Below are 23,188 nucleotides of genomic sequence, written 5' to 3' on the forward strand. Positions count from 1 at the left end.
TTACAGGTGAAAATCACCTTGATACAGTTTGATATCCAGGGTGGTGGTCATTTGCTGGTAGCGGATCAACACACGGGTAAATAACAGTCCCACCAGCATCGCCAGCGAGCGGTAGCCCAACGGCAAGCTACGATAACCAAAACGCAGCGTTTGTGCGCGATGAATAGCCAGCGCCTCATCTAACAGGATAAAAATAAACCGCCAGGTCAGCAGGATCTGTTCAGTCAGCAGGCGAGGAACGTGTGCGCGTTTGAGTAAAATAATCAACTGCGGAAACGGCAGATTCAGCACTAACCAGAAGGTTGCCGCCAGCGCTGCAAGGCTGCGCCAGAAGGTTTCATTGGCAGTGACCAGGCCTGGCGCGCTCACGCCTAACCAATAGCTTCCTACGGGGATACTGGCCAGCAGGGTTTGCGGATCGCGGCTAAAACTAAACAGGATAGTTACGACGCCGACCGTCAGGAAACCAAACGGCAACGCCATCCAGCGGCACCAGCGCCAGAAGGAAATACGCAGCAGCCAGCAGCTCAGCGCGGCAATCAGTAACAGCTCGATACCCTGCCCCAACGGGGGCAGGGTAAACGCCAGAATCATCATCATCAGCCAAAGCAGAAATTTCCGCACCGGCGAGACATGAAACCAGCGGCTTTGATAGCTAAGCCTGTCAAGCCCGGTCATCACGGCGTTGTCTGCCCTTGGTGTAACCCAGAATGTAGAAAATTACGGCTGCGCCCAGCGACCCCTGGAGCGTAAACAGCAGGCTTTCAATTTCGCCACTTGCCGGTTCGTACAACGGCTGGAACCACGGCTCATAATACGGGGCGATAGCCTGAATCTGGCTTTCCGCCTCACCGTCTGAACCACCGTACTCTCCACCGTGGTTGATAAAGAACGGCATGATCACCAGCGCCACCACCATGCCTAACAAAATCAGCGTCTTTTTCATCGTTAATGTCCTTGTGCGGTTATCAACTGTCGTTTGGTTAGCTGGTCATAAATCATTACGGTGAGCAGACCTTCCGCAATCGCGATTGGGATCTGCGTCAGGCAGAAAATGCCCATGAATTTCACAATCGACCCCACTGCGCCAGCGGACGGATCCGGGAACGCAACGCCCAACTGAACAGAAGTAACAAAATAGGTGACGAGATCCGCCAACATGGCACACAGGAAGACGCAGACATCCCGGCGCAGCCCCGCGCGGCAGGCCATTTTCCACACCATGTAACCCACTACCGGGCCAATCACCGCCATCGACATGCCGTTGGCCCCGAGCGTCGTTAAACCGCCGTGCGCCAGCAGCAAGGCCTGGAACAGCAGGACTATCGCACCGAGAATAGCGACCACACCCGGTCCGAACAGGATAACCGCCAGGCCGACACCGGTCGGATGCGAGCAGCTTCCAGTAACGGAAGGAATTTTCAGCGCCGACAGCACAAAAATAAACGCGCCGCACAGGGCCAATAACACTTTCTGGTGACTGTCTTCCTGTACGATTTGACGCAAGCGCACTAATCCGTACCACAGGCAAGGTAAAAACAGCAGCCACCATGCCAGCGCCCACATTGGCGGCAAGAAGCCTTCCATAATGTGCATGGCGAACGCTTGCTCAGGAACAATCATCAGTAATAGCGCCGCAGCCAACCCGCTGAAAGACAGCTGTTTTAGCTGTTGTTCAAGCTTCATTGTGCATACTCCCACTGTTTATTAACCAGAATGGTCGAGAAATAAGGCAGCGGCTGGTCGTCGCTGACTTCGTTGAGATGACGCCAGCACTGCTCACCAGGCAGCGTGGCTTCAGACATCATCAATGCACAATTCAACAAGCCCTCTTGTTGCAGTAATGCTTTGATGCGCGCAAAACGTCCGTACACCTTCATCAGTACCAGGCTGTCATGCTGCTTTAGCGCCTGCTGGATTTCCGCTTCCGGCGCGGTACAGGAGACCACCGCCAGCGACTGTTGCTCCATAGCGAGCGGCGTTTTTGAACGCGCGGCAATCGCGGCGAAAGAGGTCACGCCCGGAACGATTTCCAACCAGTCAGGACAGCCAATACGCTGGAGTAAAAAGACCCAGGTACTGAACAGCATGGCATCACCAAGGGTAATAAAACCAACCTGTTTACCGGCCTCCACTTCCTGAACCAGCGCGGCAGCAACCTCATCCCATACCGCCTCTTTTTCTGCGCTGTCGGCACTCATTGGAAAATGGCAACAGCGGACTTCGGTCTGCTCGCCTATATACTCCCGCACGATTGACAGCGCCAGGCTATCGCCGCCTTTCCGCCCGGCAGGCGCATAGAGAATATCGAGCCGACCCAGCGTGCGTGCGGCGCGCACGGTGATGAGATCGGAAGCGCCTGGCCCGGTGCTTAATGCGTACAGTTTTCCGCTCATGCCGCTTCCTCCAGCGCCACATTCAGCGCCTGCTGTAAATGCGCCACAAACATGGCGCGCACCGCCGGATTCTCACCCAACCCACTGAGCCACGGCGTAGCCCGTATCCCGGCCGCATTAAACAATGTCTTCCACGAATCGTCTTCGTCGGAGGCCATATCATTGATGGCATGGTCGCCAGCAACTAACATCAGCGGCATCAGATGCACCGCCGTCACCCCTTCCTGAGACAAACTCTCAATTAACACATCTACTTCTGGGTAGCTTTCCACCGCCCCGACCCGCGCCGGGTAGCGCTGCGCCGTCATCATATGGTCGAGACAGGCATAAGCGGCAAAGGCATGATGGCTGGCGCCGTGCCCCATAAACACCACTTTTTCCTTTTCGCCAAGCGGCGGCATCTGCTGTTGCAGCGCCAGCATCAGCTGGGCGTAATCTTCATGGCTGCTCAGCAGCGGTACGCCGAGCGTCAGGCGAGAAAACAGCGGACGCATACTTTGCACTTCGCGGACAATTTTTTCGTATTCATCGCCGTTGATGATGTGCAGTGACTGAATAGCCACATCCTGATACCCCTGCTCCGCCAGCTTTTGCAGCGCCTGCAGCGGCGTGTCGATATCAATGCCATCACGCTGCTTGAGCTTGCGGATAATCATCCCAGAGGTAAACGCCCGAAACAGGTCACGATCCGGGCAACTGGCCGCGAGATCGCGCTCACAGGCCACAATATTTTTCTCACAAGTGTCGTGATAGCTGGTGCCAAAGCTGACCACCAGAAGCGCCTTTTTCATCTCTAACTCCTTAAGCAGCGGCCAGCCAGCGCGTTAAACGCGCCCCAAATGCGGCCTGACTTTCCAGTAACTCTTCTCCCGTCACCAACGGTGCCGGACGTGTAATCACGATGCAGGGGATACCGGCATCCAGACAGGGTTGAACTTTTTCCTGATAACCACCTTCCGCACCGGATGCTTTGGTGATCACCACATCAGCCTGACACTGACGATAAAACGCGGCGTTGAACTCGGTGCTAAACGGTCCGCACAAGGCGAAGATCTCACCGACGCCAAAGCCCAGATCAGCGCATTGCTGAATGACCTCAGGTACAGGCAGAACGCGCGCCAGCAGCGTTTTTTCAGGCAACCCTTCGCGCCAGATGGCCAGATCTTTACTGCCGGTGGTGAGCAACACGCGTTTACCGAAGCGTCGCGCCACCTCGCAGGCTTGCTGAATACTCTGCACGGTATGCAGATGCGGGTGGGTTAAACCACTCAACTGTTCAGGACGCTGATAGCGGCTCAGCAGTACGCCCGCGGCTTCACAAGCGCTCATGATGTTGCGGCTCACCACCTCGGCATACGGATGCGAGGCGTCGATCACCCAGCGCGTCCGATTTTCCTGCAGCCAGGCTATCATTTGCTCGCGTTCCAGACGTCCGCAGCGCACCTGACCTTTGATGTCTCCCGCCAGCTGCTTCCCCGTCGGGGTCGCAACTGACAGGGTGTAGGCCACGTTTGCCGCATCCAGTTGCTGGCACAGCATGCGCGCATCGCTGGTACCGCCCATGACCAACACGTCACCGTAATTCACAGCACATAACCTCGTGGCGTGATCATCAGGCCGTCCTGCACGTAGGTTGTTTTGTTGCCAACGATCACCAGACTGGTCATATCAACCGGCTCAAAGTCCATTTCACCCAAGGTGGTCAACCATTTTTCCTGCTTTTTACGTCCGGCTGACTTCACAATACCGACCGGCGTTTGCGCGCTCTTGCTGGCTGAAAGCAGCTCAAATGCGCGCGCCAGATGTCCTTCGCGACCCCGGCTGCGCGGGTTGTAGAAACAGATGACAAAGTCGGCTTCGCCAGCAGCAACGATGCGTTTTTCGATAACCGGCCATGGCGTTAGCAGATCGCTTAAGCTGATGTGGCAGAAGTCGTGCATCAACGGTGCGCCCAGCAAGGAAGCAGCGGCAATACTGGCGGTCATGCCAGGTATAAGCCTGACCTCAACGTCCAGTTTTTGCTTACTGACCAGCTCAAGCACCAGCCCAGCCATACCGTAAATTCCCGCGTCACCGCTGCTGATGAGTGCCACATTGTGACCCGCCTGCGCCAGTTCGATCGCCGCCTGACAGCGTTCAATCTCTTTGCACATTCCGGTTTTGATCACCTGCTTATCGCCTGTAAAGGCCTTTACCAGATGGGTGTAGGTTTTATAGCCAACGATAATTTCCGCTGCCTGCAAAGCTTCAACGGCTTCCATGGTCATCATTGCCTGCGAGCCAGGGCCAATTCCAATTACGCTTAACATCAGTGTGAAACTCCCAAAGTGATAGTGACGCCCTGTTCTCGCAGGGTCTCGCCTAACAGTTGTCCGTGGCTCAGCAGCCAGGCTGCAGGACCAGAAACGCTTCCTGTCCCCACCGTTTTGCGAACAAACGATGAGGCCGGAAAACGGTGCTCATGCTCACGCAGCGCGTCAGCGGTAAAGGTTTCGAAAGGCACGCGGCAGCACGAAGCCAGTTGGATGAGTCCCTGCTCATCTTTTTTCAGCGTGATACTGCCAATGGCTTTTAGTGCCAACGGATCGAGCTGCTGGGCTTCAAGTTGGCGGGCAAGCAGCGCAGCCAGCAGCGGGAACGGTGTGTCGCGGCGACAACCAATTCCAGCCACAACCCGCTGCGGCACCAGCTTCCAGTGCGGAACAGGCAGATCGGGTAAATTGGTGCGTAAGGTGATACACACCAGCGCATCCAGTTCGGGAAGCTGATTGAGATCGGTTACCGTGATAAAACCACGGCGATCACAATGGCTGACATCCTGGGTCAGTTCGTCATCCCACCACAGGCCAACCCGTTTGTTGCTGACCAGCATCTGATTAACGATCTTCACCGCCGAACGGAAATCGCTCATCCGCGCATTCAACTGGAATGCCAGTGTATCCAGGGCCGCCATATCGTTGACATCCGTCGCCGTGGTGATTACCGGGTCGGCCCCCAACATGCCTGCCAGATAACGCGCCAGCGCATTCGCGCCCCCCGCGTGACCGGAAAGCAGACTGATGACATGCTGGGCACGTTCATCAATGACCACCACCGCCGGATCGCAAAATTTATCGTTGACCAGCGGAGCCAGCACGCGAACCGCAATGCCGGTCGCCCCGATAAAAATCAGCGCCGAGTAGTTCATAAACGCATCACGGGCGGTATTGGCAAAGCCGTTTTCAAAGGGAATAAACCCCTCCTCCAGCAGCTTTTCACTGGTAAAACAGGTGACCGGCAGCATAGCCGCCAGACGTTTCGCCAGCACAACGCCACCTGGCGTCAGGCAAAAAAGCGCAATTGACTCAGGCTTTACGGTATTCATGGCTAAAGTCCGCCGCATAGAGTTTGGAGTAGTGATACTCCGAGCCCAGGAAATTACCGACCAGAATCAGGGCCGTTTTGCGGATGCCCGCATCGCGCACCTTGTCGCCAATATCCGCAAGGGTACCGCGCACGGTCTGGCTTTCCGGCCAGGTCGCTTTGTAGATCACCGCCACTGGCGTGGTCGCCGGATAACCGCCTTCAATTAAACGCTCGGCCACCCGATGAATACGCTGGACGGACAGATAAATCGCCATAGATGTCTGGTGACTGGCAAACGACTCCAGCTGTTCGCGCTCGGGGACCGGCGTGCGCCCTTCCAGACGGGTAATGATCAGGCTTTGTGAGACTTCAGGCACGGTGTACTCCACGCCGAGTTCTGCCGCCGCACCGAGGAAGGCGCTGACGCCGGGCACCACCTGCCAGTCGATCCCGCGTTTGGTCAGTTCCTCGCCCTGCTCGCGGACGGAACCGTACAGTGAGACATCGCCAGTTTGCAGACGCACCACGGTCTTGCCAGCCTTCACGCCAGCTTCCATCAGATCGAGGATCTGCTCCAGATGCAGTTCAGCGCTGTCGTGGCATTCAGCATCGGCGGGACAATATTCCAGCAGTTCGGTGTTAATCAGCGATCCAGCGTAGATAACCACCTGCGCCTGTTGTAGCAAACGGTAACCTTTGAGGGTAATCAGCTCGCGATCGCCAGGACCTGCGCCAACGAACCACACGCTACGGGGATCAAAAATCTCAGACATGGTTTCCTTCCTTCTGACAGGCGATAACAAATACGGGGTTATTCGGTTTGAAATAATGACCACTGCCAAGCGTGGTAAGCGAGGAAACCTGTAGCTGCAGGCAATCCACTCCCTGTACGCCCAGATGGTCCAGATGAACCAACGCGGTGTTGAGGTTTTCCTGGAGGATAAACGTCATGACCAGCCGCCCGGCGGGATGCAGTTGACGCATCGACCAGTCAATGAGATCGGTCAGATGCCCACCGCTGCCACCCATAAAAATGGCATCGGCTTTTTCGGCGATGGTCATTGGCGCAACGCCGGGAAAAATGTCGATATTTGCGCAGGCAAAATGCTGGCGATTTTCATCCAGCAACCTGAGCGCCGCCGGGTTACGTTCGATTGCCGTCACGCGCAATCCGGGATATTGCAGCGCCGCTTCTATCGACACGCTGCCGGTTCCCGCCCCAATATCAATCAGGTGACTGGCACGGTGTAATTCAAGTTTTGAGAGGGCAAGTGCGCGTACCGCTTCTTTGGTCATCGGCACCTTTTCTCCACGCAGAAACAGCTCATCTTTCATCAAGGATCACCACTGCATTCATGTCATAGTCGGCGTTAATTTCACTCACAGGCAGGACATGGATCCGCTCGTTTTCCATCGCCAGGTTTTCGCCAATGACCATCCAGCGATGTCCCTTGCCTCGAGTGATTAGCTCCTGTGCGATTTCACGTGGGCCGCACAACGCATCTGTTACCATCCCCACCTTGTTATGTCGGGCCAGCTCATCGAAACAGACGCTGCGCCCGTGGCTACTGGTCAGCCACATATCGTTCATATCGATACCGGACTGCGCGCACAGATACTGCACCGCGCTAATACCGGGAATTATGCGTACCTGCCCAATGCCAAAATGCGCCACCATGCGCGTCCCAATGCCGTAAAACAGCGGATCGCCAGACGCCAGCACGACGACATGCTTATCCTGGTGCGCAGTTACCCAGTTCAGGAGCTCCGCAATATTGGCGCCAAGAGCAAACCGTTCACCGGTAAAATCCGGGAATTGCTGCAAATGCCGCTTTCCGCCGACCAGCACATCAGCCGTTGCGACCGCTTCACGCGCCGCAGGTGTCATCAAATGCAAACCCGCGGGTCCCATTCCCACAACGGTTAACATTGCATCTCCTCAGCAATTTCAGCGATCGGGCGATTACTGCCAAGCACCTGATTGTCAAACGAGAACATGATGGCGTCGCAGGTCGGGGGATTTTTGGTAAAGCGCAATGTTTGCAGAACGCGCATGCAGATACGCTCCGCCAGATGGTTATAAATATGCTGAAAGCCGTACGCGTCGATGTGTTCCATCGCCGCTTCGGTAGTATCGCAGTCGCTGACCAGCCTCAGCAGTTCCAGCGGTGCGCCAAGCAACGCGAGATGGGCCACCAGCGTTTCCATGCGCGCATCGGCAATATGGCTGTGGGTATGGAAGATCCCCGCCGCGATTTTGATAAGTTTCCCGGGATGTCCCACCAGCACGATTTGCCGAAATCCCAGACGGACGGCTTCTTCAATCATGTAGCCGACAAAGTTGCTCATGGTGACCACAACCTGGGTGTCGATGCCCATCTGTTCGCGAACAAAACGTTCACCGTGGTTTCCAGGCACCAGAACCACGCGATCCAGACCCGCCGCGCGTTTAATTTCCAGCTCCAGCGACAGAGAACGCTTCCAGCTTTCTTCCGACATTGGCGTGACGATACCCGTGGTGCCAATAATCGAAATACCACCCAGAATGCCAAGGCGCGAGTTGTAGGTTTTTTGCGCCCGCTCTTCGCCTTCCGGCGCGAAGATTTCAATCTGCGCCCCACGATTTGGACCAATCGCTTCACGTACCGCCGACTCAATGGTCTGGCGAGGTGTGCGGTTAATCGCCGAACTCCCCACCGGTAGACCGATCCCTTTGCGGGTAACCGTACCGACCCCTTCACCGCCCTGTAAGGCGATCACGCCACTATCATCTAACGTCACGCGGGCAAAAATCAGCATCCCATGCGTGGCATCGACATCATCGCCACCGTCTTTACGGATCGCGGCTATCGCCTGCTGCCCTTCGATATGCGGCGATTCGACGTTCAGGCACAGCGTCACCCCGGAAGGCGTCACGATGGAAACCTGATGGATCAGGTGCTGGCGCAATACCATCAGCGCCGCCACTTTTGCAGCCGCCGTCGCGCACGATCCCGTGGTATATCCTTTACGCAGCGCTTTACCGTTGTGCCACACAGGTGTATCGAAGGCCTCGCTCATCGCGCCCCCTGCATGTGATAAAGCATGGCGTTGACGATAGCAGCGGCGACGTTACTTCCCCCTTTACGTCCTAACGCAGCAATGGCCGGGAGGTTGCTTTGGGTCAGTGCATCTTTCGACTCCTCAGCACCCACGAACCCGACCGGTACACCCACCACACCGCTGACGGCAACATCATGCTCAAGCAGACGGAACAGCGCTGTCGGCGCATTGCCAAAGACAAACAGCTTTTCCCCCTCTTCTTTCACCGCAATATCGACAGCCGCCATTGAACGGGTGATCCCCTGCTCTTTTGCCGTTCGTACGACCCGTGGATCGCTGATATAGCAGCGGCACTCACCGCCAAATTTTGCCAGCAGCGTTTTATTGATCCCGGAAAGGGCCATCGTGGTATCGGTATAAATTACGCTCGAACGGCTAAGCGCCGCGCAGAACTGCTCCAGCACATCACTGGAAAACCACAGAATGTCCAGCCAGTCGAAATCCGCGGTGGTGTGAATGACCCGCTTGATAATGGCTTCATGCAACGGACTGGCAAACTGATAGTCCGGACGGGTTTCACGGATAATCTCGCCAATAATGTCGAAACTTTTGGCCTCAATAGCCTGGGGTTGCTGGATATATTGCATAGTGTTGTCCTCAGGCTACACCGACCAGCAGCCACCGCAGCGCGATAAACAGCGCCAGTGCCAGCGTCGATGCCACCCACATCAATCGAATCGTATGGGAAATGTCGTCTACCGAAATGTCGCGTTGCGCATCACCAATCCACGGTTTCTCAACGCGCTCGCCAAAGTAGTCATTAGGGCCACCCAGACGAATACCTAATGCCCCGGCAACGGAGGCCTCCGACCACGCGCAGTTTGGGCTACTGTGGTTGTAGCGATCGCGCCAGCCGATCTGCAAAGCACGCGAGCCGTCCTGACGGCATAAAAATGCAGCCGCGCCCAGCAACAGCCAGCTCAGTCTCGCAGGAATATAATTTGCGACATCATCCAGACGCGCGCTGACCATACCGATAGCGCGGTATTTTTCATGTTTGTAACCCACCATGGAGTCAAGGGTATTTACCGCTTTGTAGGCCATCGCCATAGGCGCGCCACCGAGAAGAAGGAAAAACAGCGGCGCGATGATGCCGTCAACGGTGTTTTCGGCCACGGTTTCCACCACGGCGCGATTGATCTGCTGAGGTTGTAATTGCGAGGTATCGCGCCCCACGATCCATGACAGTTTTTCCCGACTTGCTGCAAGGTTACCGGCACGTAGCGGGCGTTCAACATCCTGCGCGGCGTTCGCCAGACAGCGCCCCGCCAGCACGGTAAAGATCATCCAAACCTCTACCACCCAACCAAGCCAGGGATGAATAGATTGCGCCAGCACCAGTACGCCCCAGGAGACAGTCCAGGTCAGGCCAACCACCACTACCCACATCGCCGCGCCACCAATACGCAACGCACGATCGCTATGGCAATAACGCCGGATAATTCGCTGCACCGCAGAAATCAGATTGCCAATCCAGCGCACCGGATGCGGCCAGTTCTGCGGATCGCCGATAATAAAATCAAGCAGCCAGGCAACACACCACGCAAGGATTGTCATAGCGCATTCCTCGCGGCTGCCAACCAATGGTTAAGCATCTGCGGACGTTGGGCAAAATGAACGTGCAGGTAGCTGGCGAAGGTGTTTCCGACCTGCCAGCCGCCGGACCAGGCCTGCAGCGTTTTGCCATCGCGCATTTTGCGACAGTGCATCACCGCAGGTGTCTCAGGAGTGAAATCGGAATAGTGGAATTCATGTCCACGCAGCACTTCGTCTTTTGCGGCTAATAAGGTTTGCTGTGCGGCCTGCGCTTCACAGTAACCAAATCGGGTCAGACGTTTCCCCATTTTGCTATGACCGGGAATGATATCCGCCATCAGCCAGCGATCACCGTGGCTGTCCTCCAGCGAACTGCCGAGATACATCAGCCCGCCACACTCGGCATAAATCGCGACGCCGCGCTGATGGGCGGCTCGCAATTGCTTCAGCATCGAGACATTGCGGGCCAGCGCCGCAGCATGTAACTCAGGGTATCCGCCCCCCAGCCAGATCATCTGACAATCGGGTAAACAGGTGTCGTGCAACGGACTAAAACGGACAATCTTCAGCCCAGTGCGTTCAAGCAAAGTGATATTGTCCGGGTAATAAAAGTTGAACGCTTCATCATCAGCGATAGCAAGCGTTAACCCTTCTCCGGCGTCAGGAGCGGGAAGCGCAGGCCATTCACCCGCAGGAAGGGTGTTTAGCTGGCTTAATTTCAGTAGAGCATCAATATCCAGCGTCTGCTCCAGCGTCGCGGCAAAGGCCTGCCACGGCTGCTGATTGATAACAGACTCACGTGCAGTAACCAGTCCCAGATGACGCTCTGGAAGCGCAACGCCTTCCATACGGGGAACGTAGCCTAATACAGGAACGGAACAGTAACGCTCAATCGCCACCTTCAGCAGCTGATAATGCGTTTCGCTGTTGACCCGATTAACGATCACCCCGGCGATGTTCAGCGTGGGATCAAAATGCTGAAAACCCATTACCGTTGCGGCTATCGAGGTGGAAACAGCTTTACCATCAACCAGTAAGATGACCGGGCAACCTAACTGTTTGGCCATCGCGGCGGTACTGCAGTAGTTCGGGTCGGTACCATAACCGTCATACAACCCCATCACGCCTTCAATCACGGCGATATCGGCATGTTGCATCTGCTCGCGGAATAACGCATTGAGAGTGGAAGCGGGAAGCATGAAGCTATCAAGATTGCGGGAAGCGGTACCGCATACCGCTGTATGCCAGCCGGTATCAAGGTAATCAGGCCCCACTTTGCAAGGCTGGACGCGTAAACCGCGTTTTTTCAACAAGCTCAACAAGCCCAGCGTCACCGTGGTTTTACCACAGCCGCTTCCGGTACCTGCAAGAACAAATGCGTGAAAATTGGCCGCCATACCCTGATCCTGTTCAGGGTGGTAGGGGTGTAGAGATACCCAGTCTCTCGACTGTATGCATCTGAACCACCCACTTCCCACCGAAGTTGTTGGTAGTCACTGACAGGCAGGTCTTCTGGCTTAGCGTCATCCTCACCCGTCCTTCCCAATCTTGCGATCAGTGGTCCATACGGGGTCGTCAGCATCACAGCAGCGGGGGCTGCGGGGGATTCTCACCCCCTTCCCTACCACAAATGTGGCAAACCTGTCAGTTCAAGAGCCGTAATTAAGCTCCCTGTTATGAGGTAAATTCACGACCTCATGACAATAATTCAATTTAATATCTTACTGGGTTCATTCAGCCAATTTTCTGGCGTAAACCCACTTATTCATAATGTTCACATTTTGAATGAAAGTATCTGCAAAGAATAAAGAAAGTCATGCACACAGACACTGTATCTCATCACAAAAATAAAAACTGGTGCAGTTTATCCCTCTAATACTATTATTTTGTTGCGCTATGACAATTTATTGACTGCTGTTGTTACTTTTCATTTTATAGTGACTGACATAGCGCCCTATATCAAAAATCGGCAATAGCAAAATATTGCTATTTAAGCGGACTCACCGCGTGAAATGACATTTATTTGCTGGCGAAATGCCTGTGGCGTAACCTGATACGTCTGACGGAATACTTTGCAGAAATAACTGGTTTGTGAAAAGCCTAAATTACGCGCAATGCTGGCTATGCTCCAGTCACTATGACAGAGCAACTCTTTGGCACTCGCCATTCGCTGTTGATTTACCCAGGCGTTAAACCCGATACCCTGATATTTTTTGAACAATTTACTGAAATAGTAAGGGCTAAGGTAAACATGAGACGCAACATCCTCCAGGCGTAACTCATCTGACAAATGCGCATCAATATAGCGCAGAGCTTTTTTCATTTTGCTGTCGTGAGGATTCGGTGTTCGGTTAGCGCGTACCGGCTCTGCTTGCTGTGGGTTATCCTTGATAACCACAAAATTAAGTTGTTTCTTAAGACAATTTTCTACGATGAGCTTTAGCAGGTCCGCCGAGGCGATGACTCGCGAATAGTCCATCTCCGGCACATTACGAAATTCACTTAGCAGCTCGGGATCGGCTTGCCAGCGGTCATCGACGTTCAGGATATCAACCAGGCCAACATCGTTACTTAAACGCACCTGGCCACACAATACAAACCCAACCAGGTGACCCGCTATGACCAGCGGAATTGAGAAGTCGGTAAGCCCCGCGTGGCAGCGATAGATGCAGGGTTGATCGGATTTTGAAGCTTCCAGCCCTCCACAGCGATCGCTCATTCGACAACGGTTACTGTGCTGAGGATGCTGGCGCATCAACTGACAAAAAGGGGTGAAATTAAAAAGCTCAGAAATTTCATCACCGTGAATATTGACAACCACAACAGCCAGACTGGTGGCCTGCGCAAAATCCTGTGCGATTTTATTAATGAGTTCTGAGTTCAGGGCACTCGCAGAAATCATGATAAAACCTCTCAGTTAATTTATTGTTATAAATAAAACATACTATTTACACATTCATTTTCATCTCGCTTTCCTGGGCGCTGATGAAAGTCATCATCGAACATAACAAAAGTCTCCCATTGTGGGGAGACTTTTTCAGCGGTTCAGGAAACCGGATCACGAAAACAGTTTTTACGCTTCAAAAATAAACATTTTCCGTGAAGCTAGCTCTCATTTTCCTCCAGCTTACACGTATTACACGGTAAATTTTTGCCAATAAAATAACGATAAATTGCTGCGCCCGCGCAAGCACCGATGACAGGGGCCACAATCGGTACGATGAAATAAGGGATATCACGCCCGCCGGTCATCGCCACATCTCCCCAACCGGCCATCCATGCAAACAATTTTGGACCAAAATCACGTGCCGGGTTCATCGCAAATCCGGTGAGCGGCCCGGTAGATGCACCGAGAACAGCCACCAGAATGCCAATTAATAAAGGTGCCAACGGCCCTCTGGGGACGCCATTACCGTCATCGGTAAGCGCCATGATCATGCCCATCAGAATGGAAGTGATCACTACTTCGACCAGCGCAGCCTGCCAGACGCTGAGCGCCGCCGCTGGATAAGTACTAAAAATACTGGCCAGTTGCAGGCTTTCAAGGCTGCCGCGCACCATTTGATGGGCCGACTCATACTCGGTAAATAAACTTCCGTACAGCAGATAGGCTAGCAACGCGCCGCCAAAGGCACCCGCAACCTGCGCAACGGTGTATGGCAATACTTTGCGCCCCGGAAAACAGGCAAATAACCACAGTGCGATGGTGATAGCAGGATTGAGATGCGCGCCAGAAATCCCCGCCGTCAGGTAAACGGCAAGCGAGATCCCCAACCCCCATATGATGCAGATCTCCCATAACCCCAAACTGGCACCCGCGACTTTAAGTGCGCTCAGGCATCCGATGCCAAAAAACAAAAACAGCCCGGTACCCAAAAACTCAGCAATACATTGCGCTTTTAGTGAATCGTTCATTGTGACACCTTCTAAGCAGAGTTCGTGTCTTTACCAGCGGACTCCTTGCTGGCACGTAGAATACTTCGAGGCTTACTATAAAAAGCCGTGTCGGCAAATTGTTGGCAATATGAAGGCGACTGGTCCCTCAAAATCGTGTTGAGATAGCAAATTCTTGCTGTCTCCTTTATTAAAACAGGCCGAAAAACGGGGGAATCCACTATTAATGGTACATTTGTAAAATAATAAAATATTGTCATGGGCAGAATTATGATTTCAGACAACCATCACAATTTCATTTTTCGCATAGCAAATGCTATTTTTAATGTCACTAACAAAAGTGTAAATATGGAATTAACATAGCCAAATATTCACATTGGAAAAATAATAAACAACCAACAAAAACAGATAGATACAATAAATCACAGCAATTTTATATCACCATATCCTCACTATTTTTTCATTCATACTTTCAACTCAGCCATTCTTTTTCCTCGCTTCTTTTTATAGTCATGAAAATCGGGACAACCCAGGCGAGGTCTTTATGCAACAAGAAGCGTTAGGAATGGTAGAAACCAAAGGCTTAACTGCAGCCATAGAGGCCGCAGATGCAATGGTGAAGTCAGCCAATGTAATGCTGGTCGGCTACGAAAAAATTGGTTCGGGGCTGGTAACAGTTATTGTCCGCGGCGATGTCGGCGCAGTCAAAGCAGCAACAGATGCCGGTGCCGCCGCAGCCCGTAATGTGGGAGAAGTGAAAGCCGTACACGTTATCCCACGCCCTCATACCGATGTAGAAAAAATCTTACCGAAGGGAATTAGCTAATGAGCAGCAATGAGCTGGTTGAACAGATCATGGCGCAGGTGATTGCTCGCGTGGCAACCCCAGAACAGCAGGCTATCCCTGAAAATAATCACCCAACACGAGAAACGGCTATGGCAGAGAAAAACTGCAGTTTAACGGAGTTTGTCGGTACTGCGATTGGCGACACCGTCGGTCTGGTTATCGCCAACGTAGACAGCGCCTTACTGGACGCGATGAAACTTGAAAAACGTTATCGCTCCATTGGCATCCTTGGCGCCCGTACTGGCGCGGGTCCGCACATTATGGCCGCCGATGAAGCGGTAAAAGCAACAAATACGGAAGTCGTCAGTATTGAATTACCACGAGATACCAAAGGCGGTGCGGGCCACGGCTCGCTGATTATCCTCGGTGGCAACGATGTTTCCGACGTGAAACGCGGAATTGAGGTTGCGCTGAAAGAGCTGGATCGCACCTTTGGCGATGTTTATGCGAACGAAGCCGGTCACATCGAGATGCAATACACCGCCCGCGCCAGCTACGCGCTGGAAAAAGCCTTTGGCGCACCGATTGGCCGTGCCTGTGGTGTGATTGTCGGTGCACCAGCCTCCGTAGGTGTCCTGATGGCTGATACTGCGCTGAAATCCGCCAATGTGGAAGTTGTAGCCTACAGCTCCCCGGCCCATGGCACCAGCTTCAGCAACGAAGCCATTCTGGTCATCTCAGGTGATTCCGGCGCAGTTCGTCAGGCCGTTATCTCCGCCCGTGAAATCGGTAAAACCGTACTCGGGACCCTCGGCTCAGAGCCGAAAAACGATCGTCCGTCCTATATCTGATATCAGTGAGGCTGATTCATGAGATCGAAAAGATTTGAAGCACTGGCGAAACGCCCTGTGAATCAGGATGGTTTCGTTAAGGAGTGGATCGAAGAAGGCTTCATTGCGATGGAAAGCCCGAACGACCCTAAACCATCGATTAAAATCGTCAACGGAACAGTGACTGAACTGGATGGCAAATCCGCCAGTGAATTTGACTTAATTGACCATTTCATTGCCCGCTACGGCATTAACCTGGCGCGCGCTGAAGAAGTCATGGCAATGGACTCGGTCAAACTAGCCAATATGCTTTGCGACCCTAACGTGAAGCGCAAAGATATCGTGCCGCTGACCACCGCAATGACACCAGCTAAAATTGTCGAAGTGGTGTCCCATATGAACGTCGTCGAGATGATGATGGCCATGCAGAAAATGCGTGCTCGTCGTACTCCGTCTCAACAGGCGCACGTCACTAACGTTAAAGATAACCCGGTACAGATTGCCGCAGACGCCGCAGAAGGCGCATGGCGCGGATTTGACGAGCAGGAAACGACCGTTGCCGTCGCACGCTACGCGCCATTTAACGCCATTGCCCTGTTAGTCGGTTCACAGGTTGGACGCCCTGGCGTGTTAACTCAGTGCTCGCTGGAAGAAGCGACCGAACTTAAGCTCGGCATGCTGGGCCACACATGCTACGCGGAAACTATCTCCGTCTATGGTACAGAACCCGTCTTTACCGACGGCGACGACACGCCATGGTCGAAAGGCTTCCTCGCCTCTTCCTACGCCTCTCGCGGCCTGAAAATGCGCTTTACCTCCGGCTCTGGCTCAGAAGTTCAGATGGGTTACGCCGAAGGTAAATCAATGCTTTATCTGGAAGCACGCTGCATTTACATCACCAAAGCCGCTGGCGTGCAGGGTTTGCAGAACGGCTCAGTAAGCTGCATCGGCGTGCCTTCCGCCGTACCGTCCGGTATTCGTGCGGTTCTGGCCGAAAACCTGATCTGTTCTTCTCTGGATCTGGAATGCGCCTCCAGCAACGACCAGACCTTTACCCACTCGGATATGCGTCGTACCGCGCGTCTGCTGATGCAGTTCCTGCCAGGTACTGACTTCATCTCTTCCGGTTATTCCGCGGTACCGAACTACGACAACATGTTCGCCGGTTCCAACGAAGATGCGGAAGACTTTGATGACTACAACGTTATCCAGCGCGACCTGAAAGTGGACGGCGGTCTGCGTCCGGTTCGAGAAGAAGATGTTATCGCCATTCGTAACAAAGCGGCGCGTGCGCTACAGGCAGTATTTGCCGGGATGGGATTACCACCAATCACGGATGAAGAAGTGGAGGCTGCGACCTACGCCCACGGTTCGAAAGATATGCCGGAGCGCAACATCGTTGAAGACATCAAGTTCGCACAAGAGATTATCAATAAAAACCGTAACGGCCTGGAAGTGGTAAAAGCGCTTGCTCAGGGCGGGTTTACCGATGTCGCTCAGGACATGCTCAACATCCAGAAAGCCAAGTTAACCGGGGATTATCTGCATACCTCCGCCATTATCGTTGGCGACGGACAGGTGCTATCCGCAGTAAATGACGTCAATGACTATGCCGGTCCGGCAACAGGTTATCGCCTGCAAGGCGAACGCTGGGAAGAGATCAAAAACATCCCTGGCGCACTTGATCCCAACGAACTTGGCTAAGGGGTGAAAAATGGAAATCAATGAAAAGCTGCTGCGCCAGATAATTGAAGACGTACTGTCTGAAATGCAGACCAGCGACAAACCCGTCTCATTCCGCACATCGTCAGCGGCAAGCGCGCCACAGACCACAGCGGTACAGGCCGACAGTTTTCTGACCGAGATTGGCGAAGCTAAACAAGGTCAGCAGCAGGACGAAGTGATTATTGCCGTAGGTCCGGCGTTCGGGCTCTCACAAACTGTCAATATCGTCGGGATCCCGCATAAGAATATCTTGCGCGAAGTGATTGCCGGGATTGAAGAGGAAGGCATTAAAGCACGCGTTATCCGCTGCTTTAAATCCTCTGATGTCGCGTTTGTCGCCGTGGAAGGCAACCGTCTGAGCGGTTCCGGGATCTCTATCGGCATCCAGTCAAAAGGCACCACGGTTATCCACCAGCAGGGGTTACCGCCGCTTTCTAACCTGGAACTGTTCCCTCAGGCGCCGCTTCTGACGCTGGAAACCTATCGTCAGATCGGTAAAAACGCCGCGCGTTATGCCAAGCGTGAATCTCCGCAACCGGTCCCTACGCTGAATGACCAGATGGCTCGCCCCAAGTACCAGGCGAAATCGGCCATTCTGCATATTAAAGAGACCAAATACGTCGTGACGGGCAAAAACCCGCAGGAACTGCGCGTGGCGCTTTGATAAAGGATAACTCCATGAATACCGACGCAATTGAATCGATGGTTCGGGATGTGCTGAGCCGGATGAACAGCCTGCAAAGCGAGTCCGCTACTCCGGTTGCGGCAAGTTCATCAGCACATACCGCGAAAGTCACGGATTACCCTCTCGCGAATAAACATCCTGAGTGGGTAAAAACCGCGACCAATAAAACTCTGGATGACTTCACGCTCGAAAATGTTCTGAGCAACAAGGTGACGGCACAGGACATGCGAATCACACCTGAAACGCTGCGCCTGCAGGCGGAAATCGCCAAAGATGCCGGGCGTGACAGGCTGGCGATGAACTTTGAGCGCGCCGCAGAGCTAACCGCTGTACCTGATGATCGCATCCTGGAGATCTACAACGCGCTTCGCCCGTATCGCTCTACTAAAGATGAGCTGATGGCTATCGCTGACGATCTCGAAAATCGTTATCAGGCAAAGATCTGTGCGGCTTTCGTTCGTGAAGCGGCAGCGCTGTACGTTGAGCGTAAAAAACTCAAAGGTGACGACTAACTCAGGGACAGGATCATGCGATATATAGCTGGCATTGACATAGGTAACTCATCAACGGAAGTCGCTCTGGCTACCCTGGATGAGGCTGGAGCGTTGAGTATTACCAACAGCGCCCTGGCAGAAACCACCGGGATTAAAGGCACATTGCGTAATGTGTTTGGCATCCAGGAGGCACTTACGCTGGCAGCAAAAAACGCCGGCATCAATGTCAGCGATATTTCGCTCATCCGTATTAATGAAGCCACTCCGGTCATTGGCGACGTGGCGATGGAAACGATTACCGAAACCATCATCACTGAATCCACCATGATCGGCCATAACCCTAAAACGCCGGGCGGTGTCGGGCTGGGTGTTGGCATTACTATTACGCCGGAAGACCTGCTCAGCCGTCCGGCGGATACACCTTATATTCTGGTGGTGTCATCAGCATTCGATTTCGCTGATGTCGCCACGATGATTAATGCCTCGGTACGCGCCGGATACCAGTTAACTGGCGTAATTTTGCAGCAAGACGATGGCGTGTTGGTCAGCAATCGTCTGACTCACCCCCTGCCCATCGTGGATGAAGTGCTTCATATCGACCGTATCCCATTGGGTATGTTAGCTGCTATTGAAGTCGCGGTTCCAGGAAAGGTCATTGAAACGCTTTCTAACCCCTACGGGATTGCGACCGTTTTTGGTCTCAATGCCGACGAGACTAAAAACATTGTCCCGATGGCGCGGGCGCTGATCGGCAACCGCTCTGCCGTGGTGGTGAAAACGCCGTCAGGCGATGTGAAAGCACGAGCCATTCCTGCCGGGAATCTGGAGCTACAGTCACAAGGCCGCACCGTACGCGTCGACGTAGCAGCTGGCGCTGACGCGATTATGAAAGCCGTTGGTGAGTGCCCGAAACTGGATAACGTCACCGGCGAGGCGGGGACCAATATTGGCGGCATGCTGGAGCATGTACGCCAGACAATGGCTGAATTAACCAACAAACCCAGTCAGGAAATCTTTATTCAGGATCTACTGGCGGTTGATACCTCGGTTCCCGTCAGCGTGACCGGCGGGCTTGCCGGTGAATTTTCGCTGGAACAGGCTGTCGGCATTGCCTCAATGGTGAAATCAGACCGTCTGCAAATGGCGATGATTGCTCAGGAAATCACGCAAAAGCTCAACATTGATGTCCAGGTTGGCGGGGCTGAAGCCGAAGCTGCCATACTCGGGGCCTTAACCACTCCGGGCACGACGCGACCACTGGCTATTCTGGATCTCGGTGCGGGATCGACCGACGCCTCCATCATCAACCCGAAAGGCGAAATTATTGCCACACACCTGGCGGGCGCGGGCGATATGGTCACGATGATTATTGCCCGTGAACTGGGGCTGGATGACCGTTATCTCGCCGAAGAGATCAAAAAGTACCCGCTGGCGAAAGTTGAGAGCTTGTTCCATCTTCGCCACGAAGATGGCAGCGTTCAGTTCTTCCCTGAGCCTCTTCCGCCAACGGTTTTTGCCCGCGTGTGCGTAGTAAAACCTGATGGGCTGGTACCCCTGCCAGGCGAACTGGCGCTGGAGAAAGTACGGGCCATTCGCCGCAGCGCCAAGGAGCGCGTTTTTGTCACCAACGCGCTCAGAGCGTTACGTCAGGTGAGTCCGACCGGAAACATTCGGGATATTCCCTTTGTGGTGCTGGTTGGCGGTTCATCCCTGGACTTCGAAGTACCGCAACTGGTCACCGATGCGCTGGCGCATTATCGCCTGGTTGCCGGGCGCGGCAACATTCGTGGCACCGAAGGTCCGCGCAATGCGGTTGCGACCGGGCTGATTCTCTCCTGGCACAAGGCGTTCGCTCATGGAAAGTAATCTCAACACGCCAGCCATCGTTATCTTCACCACCGGTGACTGCGCCAACGCCTGGAGCGACGTGCTGCTGGGTATTGAAGAAGAAGGGATCCCCTTTGTGATTCAGGAGGGCCATTCAACCGACGTTACGCACAACGCATGGCTCGCGGCATGTCAGTCGCCACTGCTGGTTGGCATTGGCTGCAGTCGCGAAAAACTGATCGTGCACTACAAAAACCTACCCGCGTCAGCGCCGCTTTTTACGCTGATGTATCAACAAGATAACCACGCTCGTCGCAGCATCGGTAATAACGCTGCGCGGCTGGTTAAAGGCATTCCATTCAGGGAATGCCACTCATAACCCACAGGAGACAAGCAGTATGAATAACGCACTGGGACTGGTTGAAACAAAAGGGCTTGTCGGCGCTATTGAAGCCGCTGATGCCATGGTGAAATCCGCAAACGTGCAGTTGGTTGGTTACGAAAAAATCGGCTCAGGCCTGATCACCGTTATGGTCCGTGGTGATGTCGGCGCGGTGAAAGCCGCAGTAGATGCAGGAAGCGCAGCGGCAAGCGCCGTTGGCGAGGTGAAATCCTGCCACGTTATCCCGCGTCCGCACAGCGACGTTGAAGCCATTTTACCTAAATCCGCATAAGTCGTTGCAACCAAGGAGCACAGCGTGAAGCAATCACTGGGATTACTCGAAGTTAGTGGTCTGGCATTAGCCATCAGTTGCGCGGACGTCATGGCGAAAGCCGCCTCCATCACGCTGGTGGGCCTCGAAAAAACCAACGGTTCAGGCTGGACGGTGATCAAGATTATCGGGGATGTGGCCTCCGTGCAGGCGGCCATTTCTACCGGTGTCAATTTCGCTGACCAACGCGATGGGCTGGTGGCTCACAAAGTCATTTCCAGACCGGGGGACGGAATCCTGTCACATAGCGTTGCCCCGGAAGCAGAGCCAACACCCGCCCCCATCCAGGTCGAGCCGCAAGAAGAGATATTGGTGGACAGTACAGCGTCCGAAGCACCGCAAAATGCGGAGTTGATTAGCTGCAATCTGTGCCTTGACCCAGCCTGTACCCGCCAGAAAGGTGAGCCCCGCTCTCTTTGTCTGCACTCTGGAAAACGAGGTAAAGCGTGATGGATAAACAGCAACTCAAGTCAACGGTCACCAAAGTTCTGGATGAAATGCGCGAGCGCCCTATTCCGCTGGGGATCTCTAATCGTCATATTCATCTTTGCGCTGAAGATTATGTCCGTTTGTTTCCCAATCAGCCTATCAGCGAGAAAAAAGGGCTGTTGCAGCCAGGTCAATACGCTGCAGAGCAGACCGTCACGCTGGTCGGACCTAAAGGACAGTTAAAAAATGTGCGTTTACTCGGCCCGCTACGTAGCACCAGTCAGGTTGAAATTTCACGTACCGATGCCCGTACGCTAGGTATTGCTGCCCCGCTGCGGATGTCGGGCAATATCCAGGGCACGCCGGGTATTCGCCTTGTCAGTCCATTTGCTGAACTGGACTTAACATGCGGCGTCATCGTTGCTCAACGGCATATCCATATGTCGCCGCTCGATGCCCTGATCCTGCGGGTTTCCCATGGCGATAAAGTCTCGGTCGCCATTAATGGCGATGAACGCCGGCTGATTTTCGATAACGTCGCCGTACGCGTTTCGCCGGATATGCGCCTTGAGATGCATATTGATACCGACGAAGCCAATGCTGCGGGGGCGGATAATCCTCAGGCATTCGCCACACTGGTGACTTCACGATGAACAACGAACTGCTGCAACGCATTATCGAGGAGGTTGTTTCCCGATTAAAAAAACGCGCGGCAAGCACGATCTCCCTTAGCGTCGCGCAGTTACGGGAAATAGACCCACGGATACTATGCTGCCAGTACTCGTCGCTGCACATTTTACAGGCTGATCTGCTCCTGCTGGAACAAATTGCCGAAAGCAGCTCTGCCAATGTGTCGGTGGTCACGATCCACGAAGCGCTGGCATACGGAGTCCGCGTGAAAATTTCTCTACATCACCACTTGTTACCCGCAGTACCCGTGAAAAAACTCGCGCGTCTGCCGCTGGAATTTGGTGACGAACTGGGGCGAGCCATCGTTCTGCATCCTGAAAAACTTCTCAGTTACGCCGACGTCGCCCAATTGCACGATGCGGTTTTAGTGCTACGCCGTCGATGTGTCGTCACTGCACTGGCTCAGGAAACTGTCAGTACGCGAAATGTCCAATTAATTAAGCAGGAGTGAGCTATGCATCTGGCACGGGTTACAGGCGTTGTTGTCTCCACGCAAAAGTCCCCCTCCCTGGTCGGGAAGAAGCTGTTACTGGTACGTCGCGTGAGTGCTGACGGAGAGCTGCCAGCCTCCCCGACGACCGGGGACGAAGTCGCCGTTGATTCTGTCGGCGCGGGAACCGGCGAACTGGTTTTACTCAGCAGCGGCTCCAGTGCCAGGCACGTTTTCTCCGGCCCAAATGAGGCCATCGATCTGGCTATTGTCGGCATTGTCGACACGCTTTCTCGTTAGGAGGA

Annotated in this window: 29 protein-coding genes and 1 riboswitch; of the genes, 12 read left to right on the forward strand and 17 right to left on the reverse strand. The window is 53.9% G+C overall.

The annotated features are described in order from the left end of the window. The 17 genes from FDX11_RS20240 to pduF form a co-directional block, all read right to left on the reverse strand. A complete protein-coding gene (locus FDX11_RS20240; RefSeq protein ID WP_016156861.1) occupies positions 1-678 on the reverse strand; it encodes an energy-coupling factor ABC transporter transmembrane protein in 678 nt (225 codons plus the stop codon). Further along, positions 665-946 (reverse strand): energy-coupling factor ABC transporter substrate-binding protein, encoded by a 282-nt coding sequence (locus FDX11_RS20245; RefSeq protein WP_137398446.1) that lies wholly within the window; start codon positions 944-946, stop codon positions 665-667. The genes FDX11_RS20240 and FDX11_RS20245 overlap by 14 nt, the downstream gene beginning before the upstream one ends. Positions 947-948: 2 nt before the next feature. Continuing rightward, on the reverse strand, positions 949-1,686 hold the full coding sequence (gene cbiM / locus FDX11_RS20250) for a cobalt ECF transporter S component CbiM (RefSeq protein ID WP_061381969.1): 738 nt from the start codon (positions 1,684-1,686) through the stop codon (positions 949-951). Beyond that, positions 1,683-2,396: a cobalt-factor II C(20)-methyltransferase gene (locus FDX11_RS20255; protein WP_137398447.1), complete on the reverse strand. Its 714-nt coding sequence runs from the start codon at positions 2,394-2,396 to the stop codon at positions 1,683-1,685. The genes cbiM and FDX11_RS20255 overlap by 4 nt, the downstream gene beginning before the upstream one ends. Beyond that, positions 2,393-3,187 carry a sirohydrochlorin cobaltochelatase gene (locus FDX11_RS20260; RefSeq protein ID WP_042307607.1) on the reverse strand — a complete coding sequence of 265 codons (795 nt, stop codon included), beginning with the start codon at positions 3,185-3,187 and terminating at the stop codon, positions 2,393-2,395. The genes FDX11_RS20255 and FDX11_RS20260 overlap by 4 nt, the downstream gene beginning before the upstream one ends. 10 nt (positions 3,188-3,197) lie before the next feature. After that, positions 3,198-3,983 carry a cobalt-precorrin-6A reductase gene (locus FDX11_RS20265; RefSeq protein ID WP_042307605.1) on the reverse strand — a complete coding sequence of 262 codons (786 nt, stop codon included), beginning with the start codon at positions 3,981-3,983 and terminating at the stop codon, positions 3,198-3,200. Further along, entirely contained in the window at positions 3,980-4,705 is a 726-nt protein-coding gene (locus FDX11_RS20270; protein WP_003030278.1) for a precorrin-3B C(17)-methyltransferase, read from the reverse strand. The genes FDX11_RS20265 and FDX11_RS20270 overlap by 4 nt, the downstream gene beginning before the upstream one ends. After that, complete coding sequence (gene cbiG, locus FDX11_RS20275) at positions 4,705-5,760, reverse strand: cobalt-precorrin 5A hydrolase (protein ID WP_042307600.1); 1,056 nt, start codon at positions 5,758-5,760, stop codon at positions 4,705-4,707. Before cbiG ends, FDX11_RS20270 begins: the two co-directional genes overlap by 1 nt. Then, positions 5,741-6,514, reverse strand: a complete 774-nt coding sequence (locus tag FDX11_RS20280; RefSeq protein WP_042307599.1) for a cobalt-precorrin-4 methyltransferase — start codon at positions 6,512-6,514, stop codon at positions 5,741-5,743. Before FDX11_RS20280 ends, cbiG begins: the two co-directional genes overlap by 20 nt. Beyond that, complete coding sequence (locus FDX11_RS20285) at positions 6,507-7,076, reverse strand: decarboxylating cobalt-precorrin-6B (C(15))-methyltransferase (RefSeq protein ID WP_042307594.1); 570 nt, start codon at positions 7,074-7,076, stop codon at positions 6,507-6,509. The genes FDX11_RS20280 and FDX11_RS20285 overlap by 8 nt, the downstream gene beginning before the upstream one ends. Further along, positions 7,066-7,671: a cobalt-precorrin-7 (C(5))-methyltransferase gene (locus FDX11_RS20290; RefSeq protein ID WP_042307592.1), complete on the reverse strand. Its 606-nt coding sequence runs from the start codon at positions 7,669-7,671 to the stop codon at positions 7,066-7,068. Before FDX11_RS20290 ends, FDX11_RS20285 begins: the two co-directional genes overlap by 11 nt. Next, entirely contained in the window at positions 7,665-8,801 is a 1,137-nt protein-coding gene (gene cbiD, locus FDX11_RS20295; RefSeq protein WP_038641657.1) for a cobalt-precorrin-5B (C(1))-methyltransferase CbiD, read from the reverse strand. The genes FDX11_RS20290 and cbiD overlap by 7 nt, the downstream gene beginning before the upstream one ends. After that, a complete protein-coding gene (locus FDX11_RS20300) occupies positions 8,798-9,430 on the reverse strand; it encodes a cobalt-precorrin-8 methylmutase (protein ID WP_008785140.1) in 633 nt (210 codons plus the stop codon). The genes cbiD and FDX11_RS20300 overlap by 4 nt, the downstream gene beginning before the upstream one ends. A 10-nt stretch (positions 9,431-9,440) precedes the next feature. Further along, positions 9,441-10,400 carry an adenosylcobinamide-phosphate synthase CbiB gene (gene cbiB, locus FDX11_RS20305; RefSeq protein ID WP_137398448.1) on the reverse strand — a complete coding sequence of 320 codons (960 nt, stop codon included), beginning with the start codon at positions 10,398-10,400 and terminating at the stop codon, positions 9,441-9,443. Next, the gene (locus FDX11_RS20310; protein WP_137398449.1) at positions 10,397-11,776 is read right to left on the reverse strand and encodes a cobyrinate a,c-diamide synthase; all 1,380 of its coding nucleotides are present in this window, start codon (positions 11,774-11,776) and stop codon (positions 10,397-10,399) included. Before FDX11_RS20310 ends, cbiB begins: the two co-directional genes overlap by 4 nt. 87 nt (positions 11,777-11,863) lie before the next feature. Next, positions 11,864-12,039: riboswitch (cobalamin riboswitch) on the reverse strand. A 330-nt stretch (positions 12,040-12,369) separates the two neighbouring features. Continuing rightward, positions 12,370-13,281, reverse strand: a complete 912-nt coding sequence (pocR, locus tag FDX11_RS20315) for a regulatory protein PocR (RefSeq protein WP_137398450.1) — start codon at positions 13,279-13,281, stop codon at positions 12,370-12,372. Positions 13,282-13,484: 203 nt separating this feature from the next. Further along, entirely contained in the window at positions 13,485-14,294 is an 810-nt protein-coding gene (pduF, locus tag FDX11_RS20320; RefSeq protein WP_061381975.1) for a propanediol diffusion facilitator PduF, read from the reverse strand. Positions 14,295-14,817: 523 nt separating this feature from the next. Here pduF and pduA point away from each other — a divergent pair. From pduA to FDX11_RS20380, 12 genes are read left to right on the forward strand one after another with little or no spacing between them, the layout of a single operon-like run. After that, positions 14,818-15,099: a propanediol utilization microcompartment protein PduA gene (gene pduA / locus FDX11_RS20325; RefSeq protein ID WP_003030255.1), complete on the forward strand. Its 282-nt coding sequence runs from the start codon at positions 14,818-14,820 to the stop codon at positions 15,097-15,099. Continuing rightward, positions 15,099-15,911 (forward strand): propanediol utilization microcompartment protein PduB, encoded by an 813-nt coding sequence (pduB, locus tag FDX11_RS20330; protein WP_042307583.1) that lies wholly within the window; start codon positions 15,099-15,101, stop codon positions 15,909-15,911. Before pduA ends, pduB begins: the two co-directional genes overlap by 1 nt. A gap of 18 nt (positions 15,912-15,929) precedes the next feature. After that, the gene (gene pduC / locus FDX11_RS20335; protein WP_042307581.1) at positions 15,930-17,594 is read left to right on the forward strand and encodes a propanediol dehydratase large subunit PduC; all 1,665 of its coding nucleotides are present in this window, start codon (positions 15,930-15,932) and stop codon (positions 17,592-17,594) included. A gap of 10 nt (positions 17,595-17,604) precedes the next feature. Beyond that, on the forward strand, positions 17,605-18,279 hold the full coding sequence (gene pduD, locus FDX11_RS20340; protein WP_042307579.1) for a propanediol dehydratase medium subunit PduD: 675 nt from the start codon (positions 17,605-17,607) through the stop codon (positions 18,277-18,279). Positions 18,280-18,293: 14 nt separating this feature from the next. Next, on the forward strand, positions 18,294-18,812 hold the full coding sequence (gene pduE, locus FDX11_RS20345; RefSeq protein WP_042307577.1) for a propanediol dehydratase small subunit PduE: 519 nt from the start codon (positions 18,294-18,296) through the stop codon (positions 18,810-18,812). A gap of 15 nt (positions 18,813-18,827) precedes the next feature. Next, the gene (locus tag FDX11_RS20350; RefSeq protein ID WP_137365971.1) at positions 18,828-20,660 is read left to right on the forward strand and encodes a diol dehydratase reactivase subunit alpha; all 1,833 of its coding nucleotides are present in this window, start codon (positions 18,828-18,830) and stop codon (positions 20,658-20,660) included. Beyond that, a complete protein-coding gene (locus FDX11_RS20355) occupies positions 20,650-21,000 on the forward strand; it encodes a glycerol dehydratase reactivase beta/small subunit family protein (protein WP_061381976.1) in 351 nt (116 codons plus the stop codon). Before FDX11_RS20350 ends, FDX11_RS20355 begins: the two co-directional genes overlap by 11 nt. Positions 21,001-21,019: 19 nt before the next feature. Further along, entirely contained in the window at positions 21,020-21,295 is a 276-nt protein-coding gene (pduJ, locus tag FDX11_RS20360; protein WP_001057752.1) for a propanediol utilization microcompartment protein PduJ, read from the forward strand. A gap of 24 nt (positions 21,296-21,319) precedes the next feature. Further along, positions 21,320-21,784, forward strand: coding sequence for a BMC domain-containing protein (locus tag FDX11_RS20365; protein WP_137365973.1), 465 nt, complete (start codon positions 21,320-21,322; stop codon positions 21,782-21,784). Further along, positions 21,784-22,416 carry a phosphate propanoyltransferase gene (locus FDX11_RS20370; protein WP_042307570.1) on the forward strand — a complete coding sequence of 211 codons (633 nt, stop codon included), beginning with the start codon at positions 21,784-21,786 and terminating at the stop codon, positions 22,414-22,416. Before FDX11_RS20365 ends, FDX11_RS20370 begins: the two co-directional genes overlap by 1 nt. Continuing rightward, on the forward strand, positions 22,413-22,904 hold the full coding sequence (gene pduM, locus FDX11_RS20375) for a microcompartment protein PduM (RefSeq protein ID WP_061381978.1): 492 nt from the start codon (positions 22,413-22,415) through the stop codon (positions 22,902-22,904). The genes FDX11_RS20370 and pduM overlap by 4 nt, the downstream gene beginning before the upstream one ends. Before the next feature lie 3 nt (positions 22,905-22,907). Then, positions 22,908-23,183 (forward strand): EutN/CcmL family microcompartment protein, encoded by a 276-nt coding sequence (locus FDX11_RS20380; protein ID WP_042307565.1) that lies wholly within the window; start codon positions 22,908-22,910, stop codon positions 23,181-23,183. Positions 23,184-23,188 lie beyond the last annotated feature (5 nt).

The sequence above is a fragment of the Citrobacter sp. wls714 genome (assembly GCF_005281025.1).
GTDB classification, from domain to species: Bacteria; Pseudomonadota; Gammaproteobacteria; order Enterobacterales; family Enterobacteriaceae; genus Citrobacter; species Citrobacter werkmanii.